The organism is Candidatus Palibaumannia cicadellinicola (assembly GCF_002855795.1).
Classification (GTDB): Bacteria; Pseudomonadota; Gammaproteobacteria; order Enterobacterales; family Enterobacteriaceae; genus Baumannia; species Baumannia cicadellinicola_C.
On record NZ_NJPO01000126.1, the window covers coordinates 1 to 1,947 of the forward strand.

2 protein-coding genes are annotated in these 1,947 nt (G+C 31.1%); both read right to left on the bottom strand.

Annotated features, from left to right (window positions below; genetic code table 11):
- The coding region (locus CEX73_RS02355; RefSeq protein WP_260081271.1) for a F0F1 ATP synthase subunit gamma at positions 1-255 on the bottom strand (255 nt) is incomplete at its 3' end.
- A 51-nt stretch (positions 256-306) separates the two neighbouring features.
- Positions 307-1,848 (bottom strand): F0F1 ATP synthase subunit alpha, encoded by a 1,542-nt coding sequence (gene atpA, locus CEX73_RS02360; protein ID WP_101626994.1) that lies wholly within the window; start codon positions 1,846-1,848, stop codon positions 307-309.
- Between the last annotated feature and the right edge of the window lie 99 nt (positions 1,849-1,947).

Genomic DNA, 1,947 nt, shown 5'->3' on the forward strand with positions numbered 1-1,947 from the left:
ACGATCTGTAGATATTACTAAATATCCTATTTTTTTTATTTTTCTATCATCAAAATAAATATGTTGATATTCTAAATTGCCTAGAGCTATATTATTAATTACTTTACGTATTGTTTCTGCATAAGGACGACTAGCTATCATACGTTCCTGAGTTTTACGCATTTTTGAAGCAGCAACCATTTCCATGGCTTTAGTAATTTTTTGTGTATTTTGAATACTTGTAATTTTATTACGTATGTCTTTTGCGCCGTTCATTTTGTTCTCCTTAATTATTTTTTCAGCGCATTTACGTAAGTAATCAGTATATTACCAAGAATGGGTAGTTTTAAATATATTAATAATATTTTTGAACTTATTTATAATTTCTTCGTTATAATCCCCATTACAATTAATTTCTTGCATAAATTGACTATACTCACGATTAATATAAGATATCAGTTCTATTTCAAATGGCCTAATTTTTGTAATTTCTATGTCTTCTAAATAACCATATTCTGCTGCAAATAGTATTAAAGCCTGCTGTGATACTGACATAGGCTCATATTGTTTTTGTTTTAATAGTTCTGTTAATTTTTTACCATAAGTAATTTGTTTACGAGTAGTCTTATCTAAATCAGAGGCAAATTGAGAAAATGCAGCTAATTCACGATACTGTGCTAACGCAGTACGAATACCACTAGATAATTTTTTTATTATTTTAGTTTGTGCAGCGCTACCAACTCTAGATACTGAAATACCTGGATTTACCGCAGGACGAAAACCAGCATTAAATAAATTTGATTCTAAAAAAATTTGTCCATCTGTAATAGATATTACGTTAGTAGGAACAAAAGATGATACATCACCAGCTTGAGTTTCAATAATTGGTAATGCAGTCAAAGAACCTGTTTTGTTTTTAATTTTTCCTTTAGTATAATTTTCAACATAATTAGTATTCACACGTGCTGCTCGTTCTAAAAGACGAGAATGTAAGTAAAATATATCACCAGGATATGCTTCACGGCCAGGTGGCCTACGTAATAATAAAGAAATTTGACGATAAGCAATAGCTTGTTTAGATAAATCATCATAAACAATAAGTGCATTATCACCATAATTACGAAAATATTCACCCATAGCACAACCTGCATATGGAGCAAGATATTGTAATGCTGCAGAGTCAGAAGAAGTAGCTACTACTACTATTGTATTAATTAATGCATTATAATCTTCTAATTGACGTACTATATTTTTTATCGTAGAGAGTTTTTGACCAATAGCAACATAAATACATTTAATACCACTATTACGTTGATTAATGATGGTATCTATAGCTAACGCCGATTTACCTGTTTGGCGATCACCTATAATTAGCTCACGCTGTCCACGTCCAATCGGTATCATTGCATCAATAGATTTATAACCAGTTTGGATTGGTTCATTAACTGATTGGCGGTCAATAACTCCCGGTGCAATTGTTTCAACAGCAGAAAATTCATTATATTCTAAAGATCCTTTACCATCAATTGGTACACCTAATACATTTATTATACGACCCAGTAAACCATAACCAACTGGTACTTCTAGTATGCGTCCAGTACACTTGACTTTCATTCCTTCTGTTAAATGAATATATGGTCCCATTACTACAGCACTTACATAATCACGTTCTAGGTTTAAAGCTATAGCAAAACTATTACCAGGTAATTCGATCATTTCACATTGCATTACTTCAGATAATCCATAAATACGGATGATACCATCACTAATAGAAATAATAGTACCTTCATAATAAGCTTCACTTTCAATATTAAATTGAGTAATACGTTGCTTAATTAATTCGCTTATTTCTGTAGAATGCAATTGCATATGTTATCAATCTCCATTTATCATACGGCAAGTGATTTAGTAAGACGTTCTAAACGACTACGTACGCTACCATCAATAATCATATCACCAATACATATT